The following is a 25,358-nucleotide window of genomic DNA, read 5'->3' on the forward strand; positions in this document are numbered from 1 at the left end:
CTGGGTAACTTGGGAGACAATGTAATCGGGAGCAGGTGTTCGTGAACCGGGATTCCCGCGGTTTCACTGGCGTCGGAACCGGCGCCGGGGTATTCTGATTCCACCCACCAGAAGTTGCCCGCCCTCCCGCACTCTCCTCCGACATCATGCGGCGACACGCCTTCCTTCTCGCTGTGACTTTGTTCGCCTTTGCGACTCCCCTACGAGCCGCGGACGAGTTAAGCGCGTTCCCCGCCATCGTTGCACTCGATAGCGCCGACGCCAAGCAGCAGTTAGTGGTAACCGAAACGAAGAACGGCAAGCACGCGGACCGCACCGCGGACGCCACCTATGCGAGTAGTGCCCCGAACGTCGCGGTAGTCAAGGCGGGTGTGGTTGTCCCGGTAGGTGACGGCACCGCGGTCGTTACGATCACCGCGAACGGCCGGACCGCGAAGGTCACAGTGAGTGTGAAGAACACCACGAGCGCGAGTCCGGCCACGTTCGAGCGCGATATTCAGCCGATCCTCACACGATCCGGGTGCAACGCGGGGGCGTGTCACGGCAAAGCACGCGGGCAGAACGGCTTCCAGCTCTCGCTGCTCGCTTACGACAACGATTTCGACTTCAACGCGATCACCACCGAAGCACGCGGTCGGCGCATCTTCCCTGCAAACCCGACATTTAGCCTGCTACTCCGCAAGGCGAGCGGCCAAACGCCGCACGGCGGCGGGAAGAAGCTCCCAGAAGGCAGCCCCGAATACCGCGCCCTCGAAAAGTGGATCGCCTTCGGGACGCCGCGCACACCCGAGAACGCGCCGAAGCTCGAAAAGATTACGCTGTTCCCCGATAGCCGACTGATGACCTTCAAAGCGAGTCAACAACTCGCTGTGACGGCCCATTATTCCGATGGCACCACGCGCGACGTCACCAGTTTGTCGCAGTTCTCGTCGAGCGAAAGCGTTTACGCCGCCGTCGATGCCGCGGGTGTGGTGAAGGCCGGGCCGATTCCCGGCGAAGCAACGATCATGGCTCGCTTCGCCGAAAAGTTCGCGGTGTCCAGCGTGCTGATCCCGCTGCCCACGGACGTGGACGCGAGCGTGTACGAAAAGCTCCCGCGAAACAACTTCATCGACGGCCTCGTGTGGGCGAAGTTGAAGCAACTCAACGTCACGCCGTCTGAACGCGCGCCGGCCGCCAAATTCCACCGGCGCGCGTACCTCGACGTGATCGGCCGGCTCCCCACACCGGACGAAACGCGCGCATTCCTCGCGGACAAAGACCCGCAGAAGCGCGAGAAGCTGATCGATACGCTACTTGACCGCCCCGAGTACGCGGACTTCTGGGCGAACAAATGGACCGACCTTCTGCGCCCGAACCCGTACCACGTCGGCATGAAGGCGACGTACAACCTCGACCAGTGGATTCGCAAGAACTTCCGCGCGAACCAACCCTACGACGAGTTCGTGCGCGAGATCATCACCGCGAACGGCAGCACGTTCACCAACGGCGCCGCGGTGTTCTACCGCAACCGGCGCGAACCGGACGAGTTGACCACGATGGTGAGTCAGCTCTTTCTCGGTGTCCGGCTCGATTGCGCGAAGTGCCACCACCACCCGTTTGAAGTGTGGGGCCAGGACGATTTCTACAGCTTCGCGGCGTTCTTTGGTCGCATCGGGCGCAAGGGCGTCGGCATCTCGGCCCCCATTAGCGGCGGCGAGGAAGTGATCCACCTCGGTACTGGTACGGGCGGCAAGCGCAACGGAAGTTCGGTCCGGCACCCGGTTACCGGGAAGGAAATGACACCGACACCCCTTCTGGGGAAGCCGCTCGACATCGACCCGGACAAAGATCCGCGTGCGGTACTGGCCGCGTGGGTCACCGCCCCCGAGAACCCGTACTTCGCGAAGGTGATTGCGAACCGCGTGTGGGCCGACCTCATGGGTCGGGGGATCGTCGACCCGGTGGACGACCTCCGCGCCACGAACCCGCCCAGCAACCCGGAACTACTGGACGCGCTCGCGAAGGACTTCCGCAAGAACAAGTGCGACCTGAAGGCGCTCATTCGCACCATCTGCTTGAGCCACGCTTACGGGCTAAGTACCGTGCCGAACGACCGCAACACGGCCGACCTGCGGAACTACTCGCATCACTACCGGCAGCGCATCCGCGCGGAGGTGCTGCTCGATATGGTCAGTGACGTTTCGGGCGTGCCGGAGAAGTTTGAAGCGATGCCGGCGGGGTCGCGGGCCATTGAAGTTTGGACCGCGCGCTCGCAGTCGGTGTTCCTCGACAGTTTCGGCCGACCCGACCCGAACCAAGATCCACCGTGTGAGCGCACCTCGGACACGACCGTTGTTCAGGCGCTGCACCTGATGAACAGCCCGAACCTCTACCGCAAAGTGACCTCGGATGGGGGACGTTGCGCGGAGATCGCAAAAGGCCCGAAGGCACCCGCGGAAATCGTTGACGAGCTTTACTTGCTCGCGTTTTGCCGCATGCCAACTGATACTGAGCGCACAGCGGCTGTGAAGCGCTTCGAGAAAAAGGGATCAACAAAGCGCAGCACGACCGAAGACCTGATGTGGGCGCTCATCAACACCCCGGAGTTCGTGTTCAACGATTGAGTTACCATGCATCTCACCGAGCTGCAGCTACGAGACTGGAGTAAAATCGATGTGCGATTTTATACCGATGATGCATCAGATCTGACATGCTTGACGATTCTAGTCATCAAGTACGTCGGCGTGTATCGCTGGGGTTCCGAGGGATATCCCGACGCAGTCTACATGCGTGCTATGGCAAAAGCTGGCCTTGATGCATTTGAACCGTGGTGTGTGATTTACGACCTGTCCGAGTTGAGTTACGCGTGGGGCAACAATATCAACATAATCTTCCCCAACGTCGGCATTGAACCACCACCAGTTCCTGTTGCGGTAGTGCTCGGTCCGAACTGTGAGCCAGGGATGCCGCATCTGTATTCCTTGTTGGCGACCGACGAATATGTCGATCGGGGTGAGTTCGTCTACTTTCGGCGTTTGGACTTCGCCTGGAAGTACGTTAACGCTCGGTTTGCTGATTCGGAAAAGAAGCTCTGAACGAGGATATTCGAGATGCCCACATACACCAATTGCAACGGCGTCTCACGCCGCGACGCCCTCCAACTCGGCCTCGGTACGCTGCTCGGAGGCGGGTTGGTCACCGCACTGCGTGCGCGCGGGTTCGCTGCGGAGATCGCAAACGCACCCGCAGCCAAAGCGAAGGCGTGCGTCCTCATCTGGCAGGACGGCGGACCGACGCACTACGAGATGTTCGACCCCAAGCCGGATGCGCCCGCGGAGTATCGCGGGGACTTCAAAGCGATCCCGACTGCAACGCCCGGCGTGCAGTTCTCCGAACACATGACGAAGCTCGCGAAGGGCTTCGGCAAGTTCGCGATGATCCGCTCCATCCGGCACGAGCAGGGCAACCACGGTGCCGGTAACCACTACATGATGACCGGCGCGCCGCCGCGAATCCCCGTCGGGTGCGGCGCGTTCGTGAGCTTCCACCCGAGTATGGGTTCGGTCGTCGCGTGCGAGAAGGGCGCGCCCGCGGGGTTGCCCGCGTACTTCAGCATGCCGAGCATGTCGCGGTCCGGCGGGCCGAACTTCCTCGGCGCGAAGTTCGCGCCGTTCGTGGTCGCGGAAGACCCCAACGGCCGGAATTTCAAGGTGCGCGACGTGGCGCTGCCGGAGGGACTGACCGGCGAGCGCTTCGACGACCGCGCCGGCACGCGGAACGAAGTCGACACCCTCAAGCGGTTCATGGACCGCGCCGCGGGCGACCCGGCACTCGCACTCGACGAGCACTACAAGCAGGCCTACGACCTGATGAACTCGCGCGAGGCGCAGGCCGCGTTCGACATCGGCCGCGAACCCGAGCGCACCCGCGAGCGATACGGGCGCAACGCCTTCGGCCAGCGGTGCCTGCTCGCCCGGCGCCTGGTGGAAGCCGGCGTGCCGTTCGTGACGGTCTACGATGGCGGCTGGGATCACCACACCAAACTGTTCGACTCTCTGAAGAAGCGCCTGCCCGAGTGGGACAACAGCGTGTCCGCGCTCATTGAAGACCTGGACCAGCGCGGGCTGCTCGACAGTACGCTCGTCATCGCGCTGGGCGAGTTCGGGCGCACGCCGCAAATCAACAAGGACGCCGGCCGCGACCACTGGGCCAACGCGATGAGCGTGCTGTTCGCGGGCGGTGGAACTCCGGGCGGAACGGTCGTCGGCGCCACCGACAAAAAGGGCTTCGCCGCGATCGAGCGCGTGTTGGCACCCGAGAACTTCGTTTCCACCGTCTACACGAAACTCGGTATCGATCCGAACAAGATCCTGTTCAACCAACAGGGGCGCCCCGCACACCTCGTCAGCGACCCGACACCGATCAAAGAACTGATGTGATAAAGACCAGAAATGCGCCGCGGATTAACACCGGTAGAACGCGGATCAGAAGAAATCTCATGCTCAGATTTTGTCTTTATCTGTGTTTATCCGCGTTCATCTGTGGCGGCTTTTCTTCTCCCGCGTTCGCGGCGCCGCCCGCCGTCACGCACCTGTACCCCGCCGGTGCCTCGCGCGGCACCACGACCGAAGTGACCGCCGCAGGCACGCTCGACGCGACCACCAAAGTGTGGGTTAGCGGCGCGGGGGTATCGGCGGAAGTCGCAAAGGGGAAGTTCGCGGTCACGGTCGCGAAGGACGCGGCACCGGGCACGTACTGGCTGCGTGCGCACAACGCGGAGGGGGCAAGCGCGCTGCGGCCGTTCGTGGTCGGGGTGCTGCCCGAGGTGGCCGAGAAGGAGCCGAACGACGACTTCAAGAAACCGCACACCCTGGATAGCTCAACGGTGACCGTAAACGGCCGGCTCGAAAAGAACGGCGACGTCGATTGCTTCGCGGTCCCGCTCAAGAAGGGGCAGACGCTCGCGGCCTCGCTCCAGGCGAACCGCGTGCTCAACTCTCCGATAGATGCGATGCTCCAGATCCTTTCCGCCGACGGGTTCGTGCTCGAAGAGAACAACGACTTTCACGGACTCGACCCGCAACTCGCGTTCACGGCCAAGAAGGACGGCACCTACATCGCCCGCATCTATGCGTTCCCCGCGACACCCGACGCGAGCATCCGCTACTTCGGCTCGGACGCCTGCGTGTACCGCCTCACGCTGACAACGGGAGCGTTCGCGGACTTCGCGCTCCCCGTGCGCGAACCAGATGCCCCGCTGCGAGCCGATGTTCTGGGCTGGAACATTCCCAAAACCGGGAAGCGGCTCCTCGTGCCAAAGGTCGCGTCGGAAGAAGCCTTCGCCGCACTGTCGGACCCGGAGATCGCCAACACCATTCCGCTGCGGATCGAGCCGCACCCGCACTTCGTAGACGTGGATCAACGCGATCGGCTCGCGCCCAAGTACGTGGTGCCCTTCTCGCTCACTACACAGTTGCTCGCGAAGGGCGCGGCGCGGCGCCTCCCTCTGTCGCTCAAGAAGGGGCAGGCGCTCACGATCCAAGCGGAGAGCCGAGCCCTCGGGTTGGCGGTGAATCCGGTCATTGAGGTGTTCGACAAGGACGACAAGCGCGTCGCACGGGCGGAGCCGGCCAAGCTAAACGGTGACAGCGTGCTGACCTTTAATCCGCCGGCCGACGGAGCGTATTCGATCGCGGTGAGTGACCTGTACGGCGGAGGAGGAAGCGCACGCGACGTGTTCACGCTCCGTGTTCTCGTTGCGGAACCGGACTACAACCTCACCGTTGCCGCGGACCGTTTCACCATCACGCCGGGTCAACCGACTACGATCCCAGTGAAAGTGAACCGCCTGAACGAGTTCGCGAAGAACGTCGAGATCAGCGCGGAGGGGTTGCCCGAAGGCGTGAAGCTCGAAGTCGCCAAGCCCGCGAAAGCCCAGGCGGGCGTCGTAACAGTTTCGCTCGCCGCGGAAAAACCGTGGTCGGGTTCGTTCCGACTAATCGGGACGATCAAGGGCGAGCCGAAGTACCAGCGCACGGCCCGCTTCGCACAGACCGAGTCCGACGATACCACGGCGGACCTGTGGTTAACGGCCACCGCGCCGCCGAAGAAGTAGCCTCGTGATCGATCTCGCCTCACGTCTTTCCCAGGAGCAAATCAATCACCCAGCACCCGCGCACGTGTGGTCCCGGGACGCGGCAGTGGCTGAGTACATCGGGGTTATCGCAACCGGCATCTTGAAGCGCATCGGCCAGAATGGGCATCGCGCTGAAATCACGCGCTGCGTACATCTGGGCTGCGAGCGTCCGGACGTTCGTCGTAAGCCAAAACGGACCTACAGCGACGGAGCGAAACGGATTGCCCATCACATCGCGGGCAACCACTGGCGAGAAGATCGGATCAGGTAACTCTCGAAAACACAATCGCGGATCGTCCGCGTTCAATCGCTCGGCCCAATTCGCCGCGGCGCGAGCGATATCAAATGAGATGAGCGTGCGATCACGACTCGGTATGCCGTTTTCAGTCGCATCGCAAACATCGAGCCACCCGTCCCGGACGGCCTTCTGGTCCCGCCAGTAGCGCTCCTGCATTTCGTCCACCGCGAACACAGCTGCTTCGGCGAAGTACGCCGCGCGACTCAACTCGTCGTCCGTCACGAGTCCGTCGGCGAACCGTTCGCTTGTCTCCACTGCCCCTCGACTCCTGTCGTTCACGAGCCAGTCCCAGACGAGCCGACAGCACCCGCACGCGATCAAACGGGCCTTACGGTCGCTCGCGAACTCACACACCGCCGCGGCGATCGCTTCGTCGTCGGTACACGTCAGCCATTCCGCTTCGGTCATCGACCACCCTCGAATCAATGCAGCGCGTCCCCGAACCGGCTCTCCAACACGGCCCAGTTACGGTCGCGGATCGAGTTCTTGGTGATGTAGAGTTCCTTCAGTTGGCCGAGGTACTCGCTCTGCGCCAGTGCCCGCGCGCCGCGATCAGTAATGCGGTTCCCGCGCACGTCGAGTGATTCGAGTCCCCGCAACTGCGGCATGTTCGCGAGCGCAATGGCGCCCTCGGTGCGGATGTCGTTGTCGGCCAGCACCAGTTCGCGCAGCCGGGACAGGTCCGGGTGGGCCGCGAGCAGCTCCATGTCGTGCGCGTTCAGCTCCAACCCTTCCAGGTCGATGCTTTCCAGGCGCGAGAGGAACGGGGACGCGAACAGTGGCTCGGTCCACCACGCATATATCCCACACATCTGGTCCCAGATGCGGCAGGTGGTGAATTTCACCCGCGTGAGGGGCGTACACTCGAACCACGACTCCGCGTGCTGGAGGAACGTGTTCGCGGGCACGTCGATCTTCTGCACGAACCCGCGCACGAACGAGTCCTCGCGCGCATACGGGTGGAACGGGCGGAGCCACGCGGCCCCGTGTGCTTTCAGGGCCGCGTCGCGCCGGGTGAACAGTACCACGCGCCGGCGCTCGTCCTCGTCGGTGCCCGGTGGCGTGTGAACCAGTTCGATCTGGGTGCGGATGAAGTTCGCGCGCGCGGCCTGGCCGTGCTCTTCGAGCCAATCGGCGAACACGAGCCGGACGGTGTCGTCCGCCGGCTGGTCGCAAATCGCTTTGAGGAACGCACGCTCGTCGCTCGTCATACTCTCATCGTACCAGATGCCTAGTCACCAGCCCCAGATGTCAATGCCCCCGCGCCCGAACCGCGAGCAGAGTTGCGCCTTCGCTTGCGCCCCGAAATTGTTCCGGCTCACGCGCAAATATCGCAACAGGCGCCGGATGTGCGCCACCGCTTCGAGTGACAACCGGGGGGCACTGTCACGGGCCTCGACGAACTTGCGGCGCGCGTGGGCCCAGCACGCGACCTCGGTGGCGCCCGTGGCGTACAGCCCGTCGTACCCACCGAACGCATCGGCCTGCACGTGTCCCTTGAACCCCTTCAGGAACGTCTGCGGCCCGTCGCGGCTCCGGCTCGGGGTCGCGTCGTATACCGTGTACGGGTTGCGTGCGTCGCCCACGTACACCCAGATCCGGCCCGTGCGGGTGCGGTTCCGCGTCCGGTCCAGAACGGGTACGGGCGTGTCGTCGGTGTGGATCACCATCGACACCCGCACCCGCGCGCACATCGCGTCGTACACCGGGCGCAGCACGGCGGCGCGCCCGCCCAGCCAGTCGCACATGGTGGCCCGCGACAGCTCGTACCCGTGCCGCGCGAGGATCCGTTCGAGCCGGTGCAGGGGCAGGTGGTCCGCGAACTTGGCGGTGATGATCTGGGCCAGCAGGCCCGGCGCCGCGAGCGCCTTCGGCAGTGGCTCGGGCGGCTTCGGCGCGAGCGCGACCTGCGCCCGGCACGTGTACTTGGGGCGCACGTGCTCGACCACGAACAGCGCCGCCGGCTGATAATCGAGGCGCTCGCTCACCTCCTCGCCGATCCGCACCCGCGGGCCGCGGCAGCACGGGCGCACCTTCTGGGCGTCGGTCAGATCGTGTTCGACGCGCCGGCGCGGCAGGTCCCGGGGCAACCGGCGGCGCCCGTGACCCCGTTTCCGGGTCGTGCCGCTCTCGGCGCGTGGCCCGGGCGCCGGAGCCAGTGACAACGGGTCGTCACCAGCCGTGTGCGGGTCCGTCGGACCCGCACACGGAACCTTCTCGGACTTGGGCCCGTACAGCCGGCGCAGCAGCTGATCCAGTCGGGTACCAAGGGCCGTGCTCTCGCGGCGCTCGGCCGCCAGCGCGTCGAGCAATTCGCGCGCCAGCGCCTGGAGCGTGCGTGGGTCGTCGGGGAGCGGGTCGTCCTGGCCCGGGAGCGTCATACCGTTCCGACGAGCGACGGCCCGAAGAGTTGCGAAGTGAGGTGGGATCAACTCGGTGTGGGCCGCTGGTACCGCTTGCGGCGCTCGACGGAGTCCAGTTCGATGCCCCCGAGGATCAGGGCCAGGTCGGTGGCCTTGACCTCGACTGCGTCACCATCGGACCCGGGCGTGGGGAACTGGAACGTGCCGGCTTCGAGGCGCTTGGCCCACACCGCCAGTCCGTCCTCGTCCCGGTACAGGAGCTTGAGCCGGTCCCCGCGCTTGTTGCGGAACACGAACAGGTCACCGGCCAGTGGGTCTTGCTTGAGGTGCTCGCGGACCACGGCCGCGAGCCCGTCGAAGCTCTTGCGCATGTCGGTCGGCGTGGCGCACAGGAACACGCGCCCGGGGAGCGACAGGCTCAGCACGGGGCGCCCTCCAGCGCGGCCACCACGGCGCGCAGATGGTTGGCGTCGTACCCCGGCGGGACGCGCAGGACGTGACCCGAGCGGAGCACCAGTTCGAGCGGGGTACCGGGTACGACGCGCAGCGCAACGAAGCTCGGGCGCGGAGTTGGCGCCGATGCCGAAGTGCCGCGCCGCGCCGGTCGCGTTGGGCGCGCGGGCTTCGGGTTACGACGAGCGGGTGCGGCGGTAACGGGCCGAATGGACTTGGCGACCGGCGTTCGGTCACGGGCGGCGATCTCGCGGCGCCACGCGTAGAAGGACGGCTCGGGGAGCTTGTTCTCGCGGCAGAAGTCCCGAATGTTCCGGCCCGAAGTGGCCCACTTGGCAACGGTCGCACGCCAGAACTGTTCGAGCTTCGGATCACGCAGGTGAGGTCGAGGCACGACGGGCACTCCGGGGAAAATCCCCCATCGTACCTCACGACGCAAGACCTGTACTTCACCGAGCGCTTACGAATCCTCTGCCGATTCGCGCGTACTTCGGTAGTTCTCTCGTCGCAATGATTCGCCCGTTGCGGTACCGACGGGCGCGCCAGGGGTTGCGCTCCGCTTCACCCCTGGCTACTCGCCTCCGCCCCTCACGGGGCTTTAAAACAATGTGGCCAATCTGTCTTTGGTTTTGATCCGCGTTATCTGCGTGATCCGCGGCTCTTTCCCTACCCCCTTGTGGCCAATCCTCTTTACTTCAGCACGCCGAGTTGCTTGCCGACTTCCGTGAACGCGGCGATCGCGCGGTCGATCTGCTCGGGCGTGTGCGCCGCGGACACTTGCATCCGGATGCGCGCCTGACCGTGCGGCACCACCGGGTAGCTGAACCCGATCACGTAAATGCCGCGCTTCAGCAGTTCGTTCGCCATGTTCGTTGCGACGGCCGCGTCGCCGAGCATCACAGGGAGGATCGGCGTCGGGCCGGGCTTGATCGTGAACCCGGCCGCTTCGAGCGCGCCGCGGAGGCGCGCCGTGTTCGCTTTGAGCTTCGCACGCAGTTCGGTCGCGCTCTCGGCGAGTTCCAGCGCCTTCATCCCGGCCGCGACCAGTGACGGCGGCACGCTGTTCGAGAACAGGTACGGGCGCGACCGGTTCCGCAGCCAGTCCACGATCTCGGCGCTCGCCGCGGTGAACCCGCCGCTCGCGCCGCCGAGCGTCTTGCCGAGCGTGCCCGTGATGACGTCGATGCGGTCCAGAACGCCGAGTTCCTCCGCGCCCCCGCGCCCGGTGGCGCCCAGGTGCCCGGTCGCGTGGCAGTCGTCGATCCCCACCGCGGCCTTGTACTGGTCGGCGAGTTGGCAGATGTCGGGCAGCTTCGCCAGGTCACCGTCCATGCTAAACACGCTGTCGGTGAAGATCATCTTGAACCGGCAGTTCTTCGCCTCTTCCAGCTTCGCTTTCAGGTCCGCCATGTCGTTGTGCTTGTAGCGGAAGCGCTGGGCCTTGCAGAGCCGGACGCCGTCGATGATCGAGGCGTGGTTGAGTTCGTCGGAGAGGATCGCGTCCTGTTCCGTGAGGAGCGGCTCGAACAGCCCGCCGTTGGAGTCGAAGCACGAAATGTAGAGGATGCTGTCGCCCTTACCGAAGAACCGGGCGATCTGCTGCTCGCAGCGCTTGTGGATGTCCTGCGTGCCGCAAATGAACCGCACGCTGGAGAGACCGTAGCCCCACTCTTTGAGTCCGTCCTGCGCCGCGCTCACGATCTCCGGGTGGTTCGCGAGGCCGAGGTAGTTGTTCGCGCAGAAGTTCACGACCTCGGCACCGTTCACCGTGATGCCGGACATTTGCGGCGAGGAGATCCGGCGCTCGGCTTTATACAGCCCCTTCGTTTTGAGGTCGTCGAGTTGAGTGCGAAGGAACGCATTGATGTCGTCAGCCGGCATATCCGAACTCCTCGTGTGGAATGCCGGAATTGTATCGACGGACCCGCCGAAGGGCGTGCGGACGAACGGCGGGAGCAATCATCAAAATCCGGTCGATCCTGCTAATGCTGCCAGATTTATTCCCGGACCGCGAAATGATGTCTCACCCGGCTTGAGTGAAACCCCCGCCCCATCTCAAAATTGTTCGTGGGGCCGCCCACAGAAATGACTCAAGCGGGACACGTTGTACTCCGCAGGGCCGTACATTTCGACGTTCTTCCGGACGCGCCTGATAAGTTGCGCAACTGGTTCCGGCTGCCGCGCCTGAAACGGCCCATTTTGCGTCGTTGGGGCGAACCAGCGTCAACCGCGTCCGCGCTTCGGGCCGATGTGGGGGGTGCCTCTTGGTTATCACGCACTGTCAGGATCGCTTACCGTGACACAACAGGCCGCACCACCTAAACCGCCCGGCTCACTGGCACTCGGCTTCCTCGCGGTGTTCCAGGACCAAACCGGCTGGCTCGGCGGGTACTTGGTCACCAACGGCTGGGGGCGCCCGCTCGAATTTCGCCTCACAACGGCCGTGCAGCCGAACCGGGTCCAGACCGCTCTTTACGGCCCCACTTTAACGGAATACCTCCATGCCGACGTGATCGGGAAGACGTTAGTGGAGAAGACCGGCACAAAACCCGATCTAATCGTTACAGATTCACCGGCGGCGCTTGCACTGCGTGCGCGGATCGAGATTCCGGTGATCGCACTATCGACCCCGGGCACCCCGCCCGCGCCGGAAACTGTTGCGCGTTCGCACACACGCACCCCGGGCGGGATTCTGCTCTCGGCGCGGTTCGCTTCGGACGGCGATCTCGTGGCGCAGTTGCTGGAGCGCGTGGACCCGGCGGTCGATCTGGCGGAGCCGTTCGCGCGCATTCGCGAGGCCGTGAGCGAAGCCCGGAAGATGGGAGTAACGAACCGTGCGGCTTGATGTGGCAGGCGCAGAACCGACATCCTCAGCCGCCTTTGAAGGGAAGGGGGAGGAAAGGCAACCTAACCCCCTAACCCCCTTCCCTAGGAAGGAAGGGGGAACAGAACCAAATGCCCAGACAACCGCACCACAAGCCCCGGTTTTAAGCCCCTCTCCGTTTAGGGTAGGGGTTGGGGAGGGGTTGGAGCCGCAACCTACCCCCCCGTCCCCCCTCCCTGAAGGGAAGGGGGAGCTGGTGCGCGAAACCCCTGTGCTTGAAACTGTATCCGTGTCCGTTGATTCTTTCTCCCCCTTCCCTTCAGGGAGGGGGGACGGGGGGGGAGGTTTTTCCCTCGATCTCCCCATCACCTTTGATCTAGAAACGCGCGACCTGCCGAAGTTCGACCACGCGATCGAGCCGAACGTGCGCGAGGCGCGCTTGCTTACCGAGTCGCCGTGGGTGCGCTCGCTCGGGCGCCTCGATCTGAGCGTCACGACCGAGGGTTGGAAGTTCCCGGCCCCGCCCGTGGAGTACGAACCGCCCCCGCGATCAGCGACCGAACCGAAAGTGGGGCGCCATTCGGTCAACCTTCCCACGCTGCCCGACAACCCGGACGGCGCGAAGGCGCGCATCCGTCCGAAGCCGACGGCGGACACGGTCCTGTTCAAAGACCGCTTGCTCTACCTCCTGCAACCGCCGCTCGACGGGCTGTTCGACGGGCGCCAGCTCGAAGTGCCGTTCGCGCCGTTCCCGTACCAGCTCGAGGGCATCGCGTTCCTGATGCCCCGGCACCACGCCATGCTCGCGGACGAGATGGGCCTCGGCAAAACGGCCCAGGCGATCCTCACGCTGCGCCTGCTGTTCCACTCGGGCGAAATCAAACAGGCGCTGGTGGTGTGCCCGAAGCCGCTCGTACACAACTGGGCGCGCGAACTCAAGATGTGGGCGCCGGACGTGCCGTTCGAGACGTTCGAGGGCGACCCGGACCAGCGCCGCAGCACGTGGCTCGTCTCCAACTGCCCGCTGAAACTCATCAACTACGAGACCCTCACGCGCGACTGCGACCTCGCGGCCGACAAGCGCGTCTACTTCGACGCGGTGGTGCTGGACGAGGCCCAGCGCATCAAGAACAAGGGCTCGAAAACGGCGCAGGCGGTGTGCTCGTTGAACCGCGGTCGCAGTTGGGCGCTCACCGGCACGCCGATCGAGAACCACCCCGACGACCTGGTGAATATCTTCAGCTTCGTCGACGCGAACCGCATCCCGGCGGACACGCCGCCGCGCCGCATCCCGCAGTACACGTCCGACTCGATCCTGCGGCGCACGAAGGACGACGTGCTCACGGACATGCCGCCCAAGGTGATCCGCGACCTCGAAGTGGAACTCACACCGGCCCAGCGCGCCGCGTATGCACGCGCCGAGGACAACGGCGTCATCCACCTGAACGAACTCGGCGACACGATCACCGTGCAGCACGTGTTCCAACTCGTGATGCGGCTGAAGCAGATCTGCAACTTCGACCCGCTCACCGGCGAGAGCGCGAAGCTGGAACAACTGCTCACGGACATGGAAGAGGTGGCGGAGAGCGGGCGGAAGGCGATCATCTTCTCGCAGTGGGTCGAGCCACTGGAGGTGCTGGCCCAGGCGCTCGCTCGGTACGGCCCGCTCCAGTACCACGGGAAGATCCCTCAACAGCAGCGGACGCCGATCCTGGACCGGTTCAAGGCCGACCCGGACGCGCACGTGCTGCTCATGAGCTACGGCACCGGGAGCGTGGGGCTGAACCTCCAGTTCACGAACTACGTGTTCCTGTTCGACCGTTGGTGGAACCCCGCGGTCGAGGACCAGGCGATCAACCGCGCCCACCGGCTCGGCCAGAAGCACCCGGTCACGGTGACGCGGTTCCTCAGCGGCGGCACCATCGAGCAGCGCATCGCGGACATCCTCGACGCGAAGCGCCAGGTGTTCAACGACCTGCTCTCTCAGGCCGAGAAACCGGCCTCGCTCGGACTCAACGAGGACGAAATCTTCGGCCTCTTCGACATCAAGGCGCGCCCGAAGCGCGACAAACACTGATCGGGTGAAGTAAGAATTCGTCCGGTTTCGGTGTCCTTGTAACGAGCCGCGACCGCAAGGGAGCGGGAGGCGCACCCCATTTATCTTCGCGGTTCCACACACGGGAAGCCCCGCTCCCTTGCGGTCGCGGCTCGTTACAAGCTGCTACGACGATCCCGAAACGAGATTAGCCACGGATCAACACAGAGAACACGGATCAGAACAGAAGAAGAGCTTTGGACGGGATTTAAACTGGATCGAAACGACACGGCCCCGTTCACCAACGGGGCCGCGTCGCTTGCAATGTTCCAGCCGTGCGTAGCAGCGGTTCCGGTTACTCGCCGTTCAAGTCGGCCATCGACTCCTCGGACGTCGGGTTGGCTCTGAGTAGATCCGCGGTTGGTAGCGCCTTGCCGACCAGTGCGTCCCACCGCTTTCGTTGGTCGGCTGTGAGCCCCTTCAGTGCGGTCTCCATAACAGCATCCTGCTCCTGTGCCGTCCGCTCTAATCGCGCGTTCTGGATCACGTTCAGCGGCGATCGGACGGGGCCGAGGGCTGCGGCGATCCGGTCTTCCTGTTCGGCGGTTAGTTGCAGTTCGCGGATGGCGACCCGGTCCAAAAGCCCGCGCGGGCCGGCCGCCTGAAGGACCGCTTGTTTCAGTCGCTTCACCCCAGCCGGAGTGAGAACTTCGGCCGCTTTTTTCGCCACTTCTACTTCCAGTTCGCGCTGGCCCTTTAGGTACTGATCGAGGGCTTCTGCCGCGGCCAGGTCGCCCGGTCCGCCATTTTGCTGGCCCCGAGTCTTTTGGACGCCCCCGCCGTTCTGCTGGCCCCCGGCCTGGAAGCCGGCCTCCAACCGCTTCTTTAAGGCGCCCCGGCGCTCTTTGCGGAACTCCGCGAGGGTTTTGTAGTCGTCGGGACTCAGCCCGATCTCCTTTCGCACCGACGCTTGACGCAACAGACCGGCCACCATGTTCCATTCCACGCGGTCGAGGGCCGGCTTGGTGTCGCCCGGGGGCGGTTGGGTGTCGCTGAAGATTGGGGCGGTGGGCGCTGGGGCCGCAATCCCGTTCGAGATAATCGCGCCACCAGCCAGTGCCACCGCCGACGCGACCAGCAGGCCGAGGCCCAACTGCCGCAAGGGAGTCCACGTCATGGCGTTCACCACTTCCGAAGTGAGGGCGGTTACCGCCGGGGGAACGCTGCCCCCGGTGGCCGTCGCCACGGTCTGTTCGATCAATCGCGGCGGAACACCCGCCACGAGTTCGGACCACCCACCCACGGCGGCTATTGCAGCGAGGGTGATTCCTCGCCTCGCCAGTCGCTTCGCTAACTCCGCCCGACCGCGGCTCAGCCTTGTGGCTACCGTCCCCACCGGCCAACCGAGTTCGGCCGCGGCCTGGGCAATGGTCAGCCCCCGCAGCCCGCACAGCACGATCGGCAGGCGGAAGTTGTCCGGCAGCCGGCCGAGTTCCTCGTCCACCGCGGGCCGCAGTTCGGTGTCCATCTCTCCCTCCGGTGCGGGGCGGTCGGGCGGGTGAGGCACGGCCACCTCGCGGAGCCGTCGCCGCTGCCGGGTCTGGCGCAGCTTGCGGGCGGCGAGGCAAGCGACCCCGTATACCCATGCGGCCACCCGACCGGGCGGGCGGACCGTTCCGGCTTTACGCGCGAGTACGAGAAAGGTGCTCTGGAAGGCGTCGGCGGCGTCGGCGCTGTTGCCCAGGTAGCGACAACAGACCCCGAACACCGTCGGCCCGAGCCGGCGGACGAGTTCACGGAACGCGGCCTCGTCCCGCGTGCGGACGAACCGGCCGAGCAGGTCGGCGTCGGATTCCGCCCGCTCGCGAGCGGCCGTGAACGCGCCCCAGAGCCAGCCGGCCCCCCCGCGGTTCACCGAGTCCACCACGGTCTTCTCCTGGCAGGTTGCCCGAACACCATGACTCTCCCGCAGCGGGGGGAATTTATTCAGCAGAGTGGAAAATAACGAGCGGTTTCAGAAGTGCGCATACCCGTGTACACAGAGACGGAAGCCTGTGTACACGGGCGCGTTTTGAATCCGGTCGATCCTGTTAATCCTGTCCAAAACTCTTCTGTCTTCTGCTTTGATCCGTGCTTTCTGTGTTCATCCGTGGCTAATTCTTCTGTTTTTCCTCTTCCCTCAAGAACTTCTCCAGGTCCGCGAGCTTGTCGGTGTTCAGAAAGTCCACCCCCGCGTCGAGCAGTTCTTTCCACACCTCGACCTTATCGGGTGTGGCCCAGAACCGGACCTTGCGCCCCTGTTTGTGGGCCTTCGCGACGAGTTCGCGGAGCTTCTTGCGCTCGGCGTCCGGGATCGGACCGGTGCCGTCCCACTTGAACAGCGTGCGCCACGATTCGCTCACCCACGGAACGAGCGCGGCCGGTGTGGTGCCGTCCAGGTCGGCCGGGCGCCCGTCGAGCGCCGCGAACCGCGTCTTCTGTTCGGCGACCGCCTTCGCGTCGCGGTTCCCGCTGATGACAACCGTCACAGCCTTCACCTCGGTTTTGCCGTCGCGCGTGACGGTGAGCAGGTCCGCGTAACTTTCCAGTACCTTCGTGAGCGCGGCGAAGGTTTCTTTCGCGTCCGTTTTGACGTCGATCATGAGGTGGAACGCGGGGCCTTTGGGGTACACCGTGCCGCCGTTGGCCTTCACGAGTTCCCGGAGCGGGTCGAGGTACAGCTTCTCCAGCGTGCGCCCCGCCTTGAGTTGGAGCGGCGTGTGCCCGACGAGCAGTTCCCCCTTCACGAGCCAGATGTCGGCTTCCACGCTGCAAAAGCCGCAATCGAGCGCGTCGAACAGCGGGCGCGCGTGCTCGTAGTCGTTGTGCGCGTGTGCCCGGGGTAGGGGAGCGGCCATTTTCTTCGGCGGCTCGGCGCCGGCGCCCGGTGCGGCGAGCAGGCACGCGCCGAGCGCAACGTAGAACGAGGTCATGCGGAACTCACGGTTGGGGAAGTGCGGTTTCGTACAATCCTATCGCCCGATGTACCACGAGACACGCCATGTCAGCCGCGCGCACGCCGAACCGCCTCGCCGCCGAGACGAGCCTCTACCTGAAGCAGCACGCCAATAACCCGGTGGACTGGTACCCCTGGGGGCCGGAGGCGCTGGCCCGCGCGAAGGAGCTGGACCGCCCCATCTTCCTGTCGGTCGGCTACTCGGCGTGCCACTGGTGCCACGTCATGGAGCACGAGAGCTTCGAGGACGAGTCCACCGCGGCCGTCATGAACGAGCACTTCGTGTGCATCAAAGTGGACCGCGAGGAGCGCCCGGACCTCGACACGATCTATATGAACGCGCTCCACGTGCTCACGCGCGAGGGCGGCGGCTGGCCGCTGTCGGTGTTCCTGTCCCCGGACCTCAAACCGTTCTTCGCGGGCACGTACTACCCGCCCGATAACCGGTACGCGGCGCAGGGACGGCCGAGTTTCAAGCAACTGCTCGCGGGAATTCACAACGCCTGGCTCACCCAGCGCGACCGCGTTCACGAGATTGGAACCAGCGTCGTCGCGGACCTGCAACAGATGGGTGCCCTCGAAGTGAGCGACACGGCCGTGTCGCCGGACCTGCTCTCCGGCGCGCTGACCGGGCTGCGCCGGAACTACGACCCGCGATACGGCGGGTTCGGCGCGCAGCCCAAATTCCCGCACGCTTTGGAGCTGAAATTACTCCTGCGGCTCTCCGAGCGCTTCAACGATCCCGTCGCGTTGGAGATGGTGACGCACACGCTCACGATGATGGCCCGCGGTGGGATGTACGATCAGATTGGGGGCGGGTTCGCGCGCTACAGCGTGGACGCGAAGTGGCTCGTACCGCACTTCGAGAAAATGCTCTACGACAACGCGCTACTCACGTCCGCGTACACCGAAGCGTTCCAGAAGACCCGCGACCCGTTCTTCGAGCAGATCGCGCGCGAAACGCTCGACTACGTGTACCGCGAAATGACCAGCGCGCCGGGCGCGTTCTTCAGCACGCAGGACGCCGACAGCGAGGGCGAAGAGGGCAAGTTCTACGTCTGGAGCACGGACGAACTGCGCGAGGCGCTCGGCGTTGAAGACGCAGAGTTCGCGTGCAAGGTGTGGGGCGCGACCCGACAGGGGAACTTCGAGGGCCACAACATCCTGTCCCGCACGCTGTCTGACGAGGACGAGGCGAAGTCGCACGGTCTGGCGCTCGCGGATTTTCAGGCGAAACTCGCGCGCGTGAAGCGGGCGCTCTACGACGCGCGAGCGAAGCGCGTGTGGCCCGGGCGCGACGAGAAGATCCTGACCGCGTGGAACGGATTGATAATCGCGGCGCTCGCGCGGGCCGGGGCCGCGCTCAACGCCTCTGAGTACACGCGCTCGGCGGCGCGCGCTGCGGACTTCGTCCTGGGCACCATGCGTACCCCCGACGGCCGGCTCTACCGCACGACCGGCGTGGGACAATCGCCGAAATTGACCGGCTACCTCGAAGATTACGCACTCTTCGCGGACGCGCTCGTTGCGGTTTACGAAGCGACGTTCGACCCGAAGTACCTCCGGTCGGCGCTCGAACTCGCGGAGGCGATGCTGAAGCACTTCGCCGACCCCAGCGGGCCGGGGTTCTTCTTCACCGCGGACGACCACGAGGAACTCATTGCCCGCACCAAAGACCTGCACGACGGCTCGACGCCGAGCGGCAACGCGATGGCCGTGACGGTGCTCCTGCGGCTCGCCGCGCTCACCGGCCGGCGCGACCTCGCGGACCCGGCCGAGCGCGCGCTGCGCGGCTACCGCGAGACAATGGCCGAGCACCCGGCCGCGTCCGGGCAGATGCTCGCCGCGCTCAACTTCTACTTGGGGCCGGTCCAGCAGATCGCGATCGTCGGCCCGGCGCAGGACGCGGAAACGCAGCGCGCGATCGTCGCGGTTCGCGGGCGGTTCGGGCCGAACCGCGTGGTCGCGTTCCACGATCCGGCGACCGGCGCGCCGCCCGCGGAACTGGCCCCGTTGTTCGAGGGTAGGGGGGCCGTGAACGGCACGGTCACGGTGTTCGTGTGTGAGAACTTCGCCTGCCGGTCCCCGCTCGTGGGGGCCGACGCGGTCGCCCGACTGGGCTGATTCTCGTCCCGGTCGAGTGCTGAACTCCGCCGGTAAGTTGTCCCGGTTTCACCACTTGCGGCGCCCGCGCCGCGGACCAAGGCACACAAGCGCCCGGTCCGCGGCGCGGGCGCCACGCCATTGGTATTCTCATAATATTCTGTCAATACCAAATGGAACTCAATATTTATTAGATTCCATTAATACTCGTGCCTGATTTTTTCTGGTGAATTTAAGGTAGAACTGACACATTCAATCGTGTAAATACGATGTGGACCGAGTGTGTATCTCCTGTTTCAATTGCCACACTCCGTTCAGCCGAGGATTCATTCGTCGGTTCCCTCCTGTTAAGGATCGGTCATGTACCTCTCCCTCCGTCTCACCCGCGCGCGGCGCGGGTTCACGCTCATTGAGTTGTTGGTGGTGATCGCGATCATCGCGATCCTGATCGGGCTCCTGCTCCCCGCGGTGCAGAAGGTCCGCGAGGCCGCGGCCCGGATGAAGTGCCAGAACAACCTGAAGCAGCTCGGGCTGGCGATCCACACGTACCACGACGCCAACGGCAAGTTCCCGCGGAACTACCGCCAGGTCGGGGGCAATGCGTGGGAGGCGACCAGTGCCCACGTCGAGATCCTGCCCTACGTGGAGCAGGACAACCTGTACAAACTGTTCGAGGCGGCCCGGGCGGACTGGGGCACCACTTACAACACGCTCATGAACACCAAGTTGTCGGTGTTCCTGTGCCCGTCGTCGCCGCAGGCGCCGGCGCGGGGCACCAACCCCGCGGGGTGGGACGGCCCCGGGTCCAACTACGGCTGGTCCACCGGCAGCTCGGTCGAGACCGTGTGGGCCGGGGACCGGTTCAACGGTATCGTCTCCTACCAGAGCGACCGGAAGTTCGGGGACGTGACCGACGGGCTGTCGAACACGCTGCTCGCTTCGGAGCTGCTGTCCGGCTCGAACGCGAGCGGGTCCGCCGGTAAGTACCCCTACGACTTCTTCTACACCAACAACGGCGTGTTCAACTCCGTCGTGGACAAGAACTTCCCCACGGCCGCGGAACTGGCCTCGATCGGGACCGTGGCCCAGTCGTCCCCGAGCGGCATGCGCTCCAACAACGGCACCATGTGGGCGTGGTACTCGGCCGGTCAGTCCACCCTCACCACGGCAGCTCCCCCGAACTGGCAGTACCCGACCGCGGGCGGCGACTGCTGCCCGGGCGGCGCGCACGACTGGGGGTACGGCATCGTCCCGCCCCGCAGCATGCACACCGGCGGGGTGAACGGGCTCCTCGGCGACGGGTCCGTCCGGTTCCTCAACAACAGCATCGACCTCGTCACGTTCCAGCTCCTCGGCAACCGGTCCGATGGCAAGGTGATGGGCAACTTCTAACCCGGAGGGAAACACATGGTGCGTTACCGCTACGCTGTGGCCGCTCTCCTCGTGGCGGCCTGTGCCCCGATCGGGTGCGGGCCGTCCGGCCGGGTGCAAGAGCAAACCATTGAGGTCAAGGAAAATAGTGCCCTGGAGCAGGCCAAGCAGTACCTCAACAACTACTCCAAGGGACAGGCGCTGGGCAGCGAGGTGACCTCGTTCACCTACATCGTCGAAGAGGTCCGCAAGACCGACCCGGCGCGGGCCAAGATCCTGGAGCAGGGGTTCGCCGAGTTGCAGAAGCCGAAGGCGAAAACGGCGGCCAAGGCGAAGGAGATGCTCAAACAATTGGAGCCGAAGCAAACGGCCGGTTAACGGCACGAGCGCTAATAATCTCTGTGGGCGCGGCACGACCAGGTGCCGCGCCCGCTGTTTTTTGTCTGACCACTCCCGGGCGAAGACCGAGAGCCAAGAATTCCCGCACCAATTCTGCCCATCTAGTTCTTGGTACGATGTCGAATCAATGCCTTTCCGCCCCGGAGGGACCGCGGACGTAGCACGGAGCGGAAACCACGTGTGCCCTTACCGGTGGTGCCCTCACTCCTTCCGCGGTTTCGGCGGTTGCGGCGGGACCGGGATGCCGAGCGCGTCGAGCCGGCGCCCCAACTTGGCGCGGAACACGCCGAGCAGCTCCGCGGCCTCGGTCTGGTGGTTGTTCGCTTTTCGCAGCGCGAGCTGAATGATTCGCTTCTCGACCGCTTCGAGGATCGCGTCCAGGTTCAGCGATTTCGGTGGCCCCGAGCGCATGAGTCCGGCCTTCACGCGAAGCTCGTGCGGCAGGTGCTCGCGCAGAATCGGCCCGATTCTCCCCTCCCCGGTGGATTCGTGTAGCACTTCCACGAACTCGCGCAAATTCGAGGGCCAAGAGTACCCACGCAACACGGTGAGGGCGGCCGAATCGATCGCGCGGTTCACGAGCCGCGTGGCGAGTCGCGGAATGTCGTCGAGGCGCTCGCGGAGCGGCGGAACTCGCGTTTCAAAAGCGGAAAAGACGGTCTGAAACACGGGAACGAGCCGACCGCCTGCGACCGCATCCTGGGCAGTGCGATCGGACCCGCAGATGAGTCGTGCGGACGTGGGTTCGGTGAAGTGATCGGCGAGCCGCTGCTGCATGTCGCGCGGAAGTGCCCCGGGTTCCTTCAAATACACCGTCCCGATACGGTCCGACGCACTCAACCCGCCGTGACCGAACAACAGACTTTCGATCAGGTACGGCTGAAGCCCGGCGCAATCGATCGCGACGAACGCGCGGTCCCGGACCGCACTCGTGTGGTGAATGACGCGCGCGACCGTTTCTTTTCCGCTCCCGGGTTCCCCCACGATCCACACCGGCGCGGTAATTTGAGCCGCGAGTCGCGTTTGGGCTACCAGTCGCGCGGACGCGAGCGATTCCCCCGCGAGCAGTTCCGGGCTGAAGTGCGTCGCACGCCGGTCGCGAAGCGCGGCGACGCTCGGCGGCACCTTTCGTGCGGCGGCGGGCACCGGTTCCCCGACCACCGCGATGAATCCCACGAACCCGAACAGGGCTTCGCCCGCTTTGGCCGGCGCTTCACGCGGGCTGCCGTCGCCAGCAAGGGGGGCAAAGGTCACGTCCCACCACGGCGGACCGTTACGCCCGGGCGGGGCCGGTCGGCGCGCGCGGTCCGGGCGCCCCGCGAGGGCTTCCGGGGTCGGCGCGAGCGCGGCGGCGAGCGGGGTACTGTGCCGGCGCTGGGAGCACACCATTCCGAGCGCCTCCGCGAGCTTCACGCCCGCGAGCTTCTCCCAGGCGGGGTTCGCGTACCGCAACCGCCGGCTCTTCCCGAGCACGAACACGGGGGTCGCGGACTGGTGGAAGAAGGCCCGCCACGCGAACCCGCTCGAATTGGCCGGGCGGCCCTTACCGGACGGTGGCGGAGGGGTGGACATAGAGCAAGAACGCGCGGGTGAATTGATTTCGGAGTGCGAAGGGATTTGGCTCTTACTTGCCGCGTTAAAAGCGCGTATTTTTGTGTTCGTGGCACAGGCCTCTGGCCTGTGTGAGCGCCTCCACGGGCCAGAGGCCTGTGCCACCAAACCACAAACCGAACGCATCAATTCAACACAGCACGCTCGTTCCCGTCGCTCCTGACAGTCTATCCGGCGCCCGCACGAAGAGAACTCGTGCCGCGTTAGACCAGTTTCGGTGCCCGTCGTAACGAGCCGCGACCGCGAGGGCGCGGGAGGCGCCACCGCCCCTGCGGTCGCGGCTCATGATCCGTTACGACGCTCCCGAAACGAGACTAGTGGCGGCACCGGGGAGGCGCGAATAGAGCAATCCCCGACACGTCACGCTTTCGTTCCAACTCACGCGGTGATTCATGGCCGATATCGAAGTGCCCGATCCGAACGAAGCCGAAGAGAAGGCCGGCGACCCGTTCACCAAGAAGATCGCGCTGTGCGTGGCCGTGTACGCGGTCGCGCTAGCGGTCACCGCGCTGGGCGGCAGCAACGCCGGCAAGGACATGGTGATGGCCCAACAGCAGGCCAGCAACCAGTGGGCGTATTACCAGGCGAAGGTGATGCGCGAGAACATGTACATCCTGGAGGCCGAGAAGCTGCAACTGGACATGGACCTGCTCGGCACCGAGCTGAAGCCCGCCCAGCGCGCCCGGATGGAACAGTCGCGGAGCAAGTATTTAACAAAGGCCGAAGAGTACGCGAAAGAAAAGAAGGACATCCTGGAGGACGCGAAGAAACTCGAAGCCGAGCGCGACGTGGCCGCCCGGCGCGACCCGTACTTCGACTACGCAGAAGTGCTGCTCCAGATCGCGATCGTGCTCGCGTCCGTGGCGATGCTCTCGGGCAAGCGCTGGGCGTTTTACGGGAGCCTGGCCCTCGCCGGTCTCGGCGTGCTGCTGTGTACGAACGGCTACGGCCTGTTCCTGAAACTGCCGGGACTGGAGTGAACTGGCGAACGGCCGGTTGGCGCCCGGTGCCATTCCGCACGTGGCCGCACTACGGCGCTCCGAACGGGGAGGTTACGGGCGCGAACCGGTCACCGGTGGGGCACCCGGTTCCGTCGCGCCGGGCGCTCGGGCCGAGAACGACGGGCTTCGGAACGCCCTCGGGCGGCGACGCAAGAAACGAGGAAACACCGCCCTGAACTCAACGAGCGCGGGGCCGAGTACCGTTGGACTTAAACCGGCCGACCAACGACCGGTCCGGTGCCATGTTGGAGGCGAAGGGATTAGTTCGACGTGAGTAGGAATCGGCAAGTCTCATCTTTCACAATTTTAAAACTTGCCTCTTGCCAGATTAACCATCACTCGGGTAACGTCTGGTTGTCTGTCATTTCGTTGGGTACTCGCACCGATCATTCGCCCACTCTCCCGGGGGTTTTGTCATGAGTCATTTGACTCGCCGCGGTCGCGCGTTCACGCTGATCGAGCTGCTGGTCGTCATTGCCATCATCGCCATCCTGATCGGTCTGTTACTGCCCGCGGTGCAGAAGGTGCGCGAGGCCGCGGCGCGCATGAAGTGCTCGAACAATTTGAAGCAGTGGGGCCTGGCCATGCACAACTACCACGACGCGGTGGGCCAGTTCCCGATCGGCGCGCGCAACAACCCGCGCCAGTCCTGGGTCATGTACCTGTGGCCCTACGTGGAGCAGACCGCGCTCTCGAGCAAGGTGAACTACCCGACCCAGCAGTTCTACGAGCCCCCGACCACGATCGGGAACACGATGACCGGGCTGTGCGGCGCGCGGGTCGCGATCTACTACTGCCCGACCGACAACGGCTCGGACCTGAACTCCCCGAGCGCGTACTACCAGCGCGCCCGCGGGAACTACGTGGTGAACTGGGGCAACGCCCTGTACGACACCGCGCCCCCCGCGGGGCAGGCCCCGTTCTACCACGTCAGCGGGAACCGGAGCACGCCGGGCAAAGTGGTCATGACCTCGATCACCGACGGGACCAGCAACACGCTGATGATGTCCGAGACGCTGATGGCCAAGAGCCCGGACGACAACGACTGGCGCGGGGACATCCACAACGACGACGGGGTGTTCAAGTTCATGACCCTGACGACCCCGAACTCGTCGGTCCCGGACGTGGTGAACTGGGCCGTGGGCTCGGACCCCGCCATGCCGTACTCGACGGCCGGCTCGCAGTTCAGCGCGGCCCGGAGCCGGCACACGGGCGGGGTCAACGCGGCCCTGTGCGACGGGAGCATCCGGTTCTTCACCAACAGCATCAACGCGACCGCGTGGTCGTACATGGGCACCATGAGCGGCGGCGAAGTCGTTCCCAACCAGTAACCGGAGGCGACCCATGCGCGGATTCCGATGGGCCGGTGGGGTCGCGGTGCTCGCGGGCGCGGCCGCACTGGTCGGGTGCTCCGGCGAGCCGGACCTGGTCGAGGTGACCGGGGCCGTGAGTTTCGACGGCGCGCCGATCGAGGACGGGGCGATCCGGTTCTACCCGACCGACGGGAAGAACCCGGCCGGGGGCACCATCAAGGACGGGAAGTACACGGCCACCAAGGTTCCGGTCGGGACGTCCAAGGTGGTGATCTCGGGGGCCAAGGTGGTGAACAAGAAGAAGATCTACAACACCCCCAACAGCCCGGAGATGCCGGTCACCGCCGAGCTGCTCCCGGACAAGTACAGTAAACCTGATAAGACCACACTCACATTCGAGGCCAAGCGCGGCACCAACGAAAAGAACTGGGAACTGACGAAGTGACGTCCGCCCGGTGAACCCCGTCCGCAAGG

The 25,358-nt window shown here is 65.1% G+C and carries 21 protein-coding genes; 12 read left to right on the forward strand and 9 right to left on the reverse strand.

The genetic code is table 11. The annotated features are described in order from the left end of the window. The first annotated feature begins 146 nt into the window (after positions 1-146). Genes VT84_RS31880 through VT84_RS31895 form a run of 4 tightly spaced genes read left to right on the forward strand, consistent with a single transcriptional unit; the run spans position 147 to position 6,097 of the window. The gene (locus tag VT84_RS31880; protein WP_082842357.1) at positions 147-2,606 is read left to right on the forward strand and encodes a DUF1549 and DUF1553 domain-containing protein; all 2,460 of its coding nucleotides are present in this window, start codon (positions 147-149) and stop codon (positions 2,604-2,606) included. Positions 2,607-2,612: 6 nt separating this feature from the next. Further along, positions 2,613-3,077 (forward strand): hypothetical protein, encoded by a 465-nt coding sequence (locus tag VT84_RS31885; RefSeq protein WP_082842358.1) that lies wholly within the window; start codon positions 2,613-2,615, stop codon positions 3,075-3,077. 15 nt (positions 3,078-3,092) lie between these two features. Next, the gene (locus VT84_RS31890; RefSeq protein ID WP_082842359.1) at positions 3,093-4,421 is read left to right on the forward strand and encodes a DUF1501 domain-containing protein; all 1,329 of its coding nucleotides are present in this window, start codon (positions 3,093-3,095) and stop codon (positions 4,419-4,421) included. Positions 4,422-4,480: 59 nt separating this feature from the next. Further along, positions 4,481-6,097 (forward strand): PPC domain-containing protein, encoded by a 1,617-nt coding sequence (locus VT84_RS31895; protein WP_082842360.1) that lies wholly within the window; start codon positions 4,481-4,483, stop codon positions 6,095-6,097. A gap of 19 nt (positions 6,098-6,116) precedes the next feature. Here VT84_RS31895 and VT84_RS41410 read toward each other — a convergent pair whose 3' ends face one another. The 6 genes from VT84_RS41410 to kbl form a co-directional block, all read right to left on the reverse strand. Next, positions 6,117-6,824 (reverse strand): hypothetical protein, encoded by a 708-nt coding sequence (locus VT84_RS41410; RefSeq protein WP_239465520.1) that lies wholly within the window; start codon positions 6,822-6,824, stop codon positions 6,117-6,119. Positions 6,825-6,838: 14 nt separating this feature from the next. Continuing rightward, positions 6,839-7,627: a TIGR02996 domain-containing protein gene (locus VT84_RS31905; RefSeq protein ID WP_082842361.1), complete on the reverse strand. Its 789-nt coding sequence runs from the start codon at positions 7,625-7,627 to the stop codon at positions 6,839-6,841. A gap of 24 nt (positions 7,628-7,651) precedes the next feature. Next, positions 7,652-8,797, reverse strand: coding sequence for an IS66 family transposase (gene tnpC, locus VT84_RS31910; RefSeq protein ID WP_082842362.1), 1,146 nt, complete (start codon positions 8,795-8,797; stop codon positions 7,652-7,654). 47 nt (positions 8,798-8,844) lie between these two features. Next, entirely contained in the window at positions 8,845-9,204 is a 360-nt protein-coding gene (gene tnpB, locus VT84_RS40340; RefSeq protein WP_204249672.1) for an IS66 family insertion sequence element accessory protein TnpB, read from the reverse strand. Further along, positions 9,198-9,626 carry an IS66 family insertion sequence element accessory protein TnpA gene (tnpA, locus tag VT84_RS31920; protein ID WP_082842363.1) on the reverse strand — a complete coding sequence of 143 codons (429 nt, stop codon included), beginning with the start codon at positions 9,624-9,626 and terminating at the stop codon, positions 9,198-9,200. Before tnpA ends, tnpB begins: the two co-directional genes overlap by 7 nt. A gap of 296 nt (positions 9,627-9,922) precedes the next feature. Then, complete coding sequence (kbl, locus tag VT84_RS31925) at positions 9,923-11,113, reverse strand: glycine C-acetyltransferase (RefSeq protein WP_082842364.1); 1,191 nt, start codon at positions 11,111-11,113, stop codon at positions 9,923-9,925. A gap of 415 nt (positions 11,114-11,528) precedes the next feature. Between kbl and VT84_RS31930 the strand changes: the two genes are divergently transcribed. Both VT84_RS31930 and VT84_RS31935 read left to right on the forward strand, forming a co-directional pair. Continuing rightward, a complete protein-coding gene (locus tag VT84_RS31930) occupies positions 11,529-12,077 on the forward strand; it encodes a hypothetical protein (protein WP_052551677.1) in 549 nt (182 codons plus the stop codon). Between the two features lie 268 nt (positions 12,078-12,345). After that, a complete protein-coding gene (locus tag VT84_RS31935; RefSeq protein WP_239465521.1) occupies positions 12,346-14,133 on the forward strand; it encodes a DEAD/DEAH box helicase in 1,788 nt (595 codons plus the stop codon). A gap of 313 nt (positions 14,134-14,446) precedes the next feature. Here the strand turns inward: VT84_RS31935 and VT84_RS31940 are convergent, their stop codons facing one another. Both VT84_RS31940 and VT84_RS31945 read right to left on the reverse strand, forming a co-directional pair. Beyond that, complete coding sequence (locus tag VT84_RS31940) at positions 14,447-16,018, reverse strand: RNA polymerase sigma factor (RefSeq protein ID WP_162271909.1); 1,572 nt, start codon at positions 16,016-16,018, stop codon at positions 14,447-14,449. A 226-nt stretch (positions 16,019-16,244) separates the two neighbouring features. Next, positions 16,245-17,063, reverse strand: coding sequence for a phosphatidylinositol-specific phospholipase C/glycerophosphodiester phosphodiesterase family protein (locus tag VT84_RS31945; RefSeq protein WP_082842366.1), 819 nt, complete (start codon positions 17,061-17,063; stop codon positions 16,245-16,247). Positions 17,064-17,131: 68 nt separating this feature from the next. On the opposite strand from VT84_RS31945, the gene VT84_RS31950 reads away from it, so the two are divergent. The 3 genes from VT84_RS31950 (at position 17,132) to VT84_RS31960 (ending at position 20,938) form a co-directional block, all read left to right on the forward strand. Beyond that, the gene (locus VT84_RS31950; protein WP_082842367.1) at positions 17,132-19,210 is read left to right on the forward strand and encodes a thioredoxin domain-containing protein; all 2,079 of its coding nucleotides are present in this window, start codon (positions 17,132-17,134) and stop codon (positions 19,208-19,210) included. Between the two features lie 339 nt (positions 19,211-19,549). Beyond that, on the forward strand, positions 19,550-20,581 hold the full coding sequence (locus VT84_RS31955) for a DUF1559 domain-containing protein (protein ID WP_082842368.1): 1,032 nt from the start codon (positions 19,550-19,552) through the stop codon (positions 20,579-20,581). A 15-nt stretch (positions 20,582-20,596) separates the two neighbouring features. Beyond that, a complete protein-coding gene (locus VT84_RS31960) occupies positions 20,597-20,938 on the forward strand; it encodes a hypothetical protein (protein ID WP_052551668.1) in 342 nt (113 codons plus the stop codon). Between the two features lie 222 nt (positions 20,939-21,160). Here the strand turns inward: VT84_RS31960 and VT84_RS31965 are convergent, their stop codons facing one another. Then, positions 21,161-22,531, reverse strand: coding sequence for a sigma 54-interacting transcriptional regulator (locus VT84_RS31965; protein ID WP_162271910.1), 1,371 nt, complete (start codon positions 22,529-22,531; stop codon positions 21,161-21,163). 431 nt (positions 22,532-22,962) lie between these two features. On the opposite strand from VT84_RS31965, the gene VT84_RS31970 reads away from it, so the two are divergent. The 3 genes from VT84_RS31970 to VT84_RS31980 all read left to right on the forward strand — a co-directional run bounded on the left by VT84_RS31970 (position 22,963) and on the right by VT84_RS31980 (position 25,329). Next, positions 22,963-23,550 carry a DUF4337 domain-containing protein gene (locus VT84_RS31970; RefSeq protein WP_082842370.1) on the forward strand — a complete coding sequence of 196 codons (588 nt, stop codon included), beginning with the start codon at positions 22,963-22,965 and terminating at the stop codon, positions 23,548-23,550. 437 nt (positions 23,551-23,987) lie between these two features. Continuing rightward, on the forward strand, positions 23,988-24,902 hold the full coding sequence (locus tag VT84_RS31975) for a DUF1559 domain-containing protein (protein ID WP_082842371.1): 915 nt from the start codon (positions 23,988-23,990) through the stop codon (positions 24,900-24,902). A gap of 13 nt (positions 24,903-24,915) precedes the next feature. Beyond that, entirely contained in the window at positions 24,916-25,329 is a 414-nt protein-coding gene (locus tag VT84_RS31980) for a hypothetical protein (protein WP_082842372.1), read from the forward strand. Positions 25,330-25,358 lie beyond the last annotated feature (29 nt).

This window comes from Gemmata sp. SH-PL17 (assembly GCF_001610855.1).
GTDB classification, from domain to species: Bacteria; Planctomycetota; Planctomycetia; order Gemmatales; family Gemmataceae; genus Gemmata; species Gemmata massiliana.

What these genes read in the sequence shown, in the direction of transcription:
- VT84_RS31880 (WP_082842357.1), top strand. Translation starts at nt 147, where the DNA reads ATGCGGCGACACGCCTTCCTTCTCGCTGTGACTTTGTTCGCCTTTGCG.
- VT84_RS31885 (WP_082842358.1), top strand. Translation starts at nt 2,613, where the DNA reads ATGCATCTCACCGAGCTGCAGCTACGAGACTGGAGTAAAATCGATGTG.
- VT84_RS31890 (WP_082842359.1), top strand. Translation starts at nt 3,093, where the DNA reads ATGCCCACATACACCAATTGCAACGGCGTCTCACGCCGCGACGCCCTC.
- VT84_RS31895 (WP_082842360.1), top strand. Translation starts at nt 4,481, where the DNA reads ATGCTCAGATTTTGTCTTTATCTGTGTTTATCCGCGTTCATCTGTGGC.
- VT84_RS41410 (WP_239465520.1), bottom strand. Translation starts at nt 6,824, where the DNA reads ATGACCGAAGCGGAATGGCTGACGTGTACCGACGACGAAGCGATCGCC.
- VT84_RS31905 (WP_082842361.1), bottom strand. Translation starts at nt 7,627, where the DNA reads ATGACGAGCGACGAGCGTGCGTTCCTCAAAGCGATTTGCGACCAGCCG.
- tnpC (WP_082842362.1), bottom strand. Translation starts at nt 8,797, where the DNA reads ATGACGCTCCCGGGCCAGGACGACCCGCTCCCCGACGACCCACGCACG.
- kbl (WP_082842364.1), bottom strand. Translation starts at nt 11,113, where the DNA reads ATGCCGGCTGACGACATCAATGCGTTCCTTCGCACTCAACTCGACGAC.
- VT84_RS31945 (WP_082842366.1), bottom strand. Translation starts at nt 17,063, where the DNA reads ATGACCTCGTTCTACGTTGCGCTCGGCGCGTGCCTGCTCGCCGCACCG.
- VT84_RS31950 (WP_082842367.1), top strand. Translation starts at nt 17,132, where the DNA reads ATGTCAGCCGCGCGCACGCCGAACCGCCTCGCCGCCGAGACGAGCCTC.
- VT84_RS31955 (WP_082842368.1), top strand. Translation starts at nt 19,550, where the DNA reads ATGTACCTCTCCCTCCGTCTCACCCGCGCGCGGCGCGGGTTCACGCTC.
- VT84_RS31960 (WP_052551668.1), top strand. Translation starts at nt 20,597, where the DNA reads ATGGTGCGTTACCGCTACGCTGTGGCCGCTCTCCTCGTGGCGGCCTGT.
- VT84_RS31965 (WP_162271910.1), bottom strand. Translation starts at nt 22,531, where the DNA reads ATGTCCACCCCTCCGCCACCGTCCGGTAAGGGCCGCCCGGCCAATTCG.
- VT84_RS31970 (WP_082842370.1), top strand. Translation starts at nt 22,963, where the DNA reads ATGGCCGATATCGAAGTGCCCGATCCGAACGAAGCCGAAGAGAAGGCC.
- VT84_RS31975 (WP_082842371.1), top strand. Translation starts at nt 23,988, where the DNA reads ATGAGTCATTTGACTCGCCGCGGTCGCGCGTTCACGCTGATCGAGCTG.
- VT84_RS31980 (WP_082842372.1), top strand. Translation starts at nt 24,916, where the DNA reads ATGCGCGGATTCCGATGGGCCGGTGGGGTCGCGGTGCTCGCGGGCGCG.